Origin of the sequence: Paenibacillus medicaginis, from assembly GCF_042138635.1 — a bacterium.
GTDB lineage: Bacteria > Bacillota > Bacilli > Paenibacillales > Paenibacillaceae > Paenibacillus > Paenibacillus medicaginis.
The window spans coordinates 1-338 of record NZ_JBHIRY010000108.1; the positions used below are offsets into that span (position 1 = coordinate 1).

Below are 338 nucleotides of genomic sequence, written 5' to 3' on the forward strand. Positions count from 1 at the left end.
ATTACAGCAAAAATCCAAATCGATGTCCCGCATGAGCATACAGAAATGCTCACCAAGACCATCCATACCTACCGCGAAGCATGCAACTATCTTTCTGCACTGGTCTTTCAAACCAAGGAATTACGTCAGCGTGCACTCCATGATTTGTATTATCGAGAGCTGCGAAGTCGTTTTGGTTTGAAAAGCCAAATGGCGCAATCGGTGATCAGAACCGTTATCGCTCGCTATACCTCTGCCCGATCCAACGGACACGATTGGAGCCTGGTCCAATTCAAACGTCCTGAATATGATCTGGTATGGCATCGAGATTACTCTTTGAACGATGATCGGTTTAGCGT

1 pseudogene is annotated in these 338 nt (G+C 46.2%); it reads left to right on the top strand.

The features are described 5' to 3' along the window. Positions 1–338: pseudogene (locus ACE5LO_RS27860) on the top strand (RNA-guided endonuclease InsQ/TnpB family protein); the annotation flags it as partial.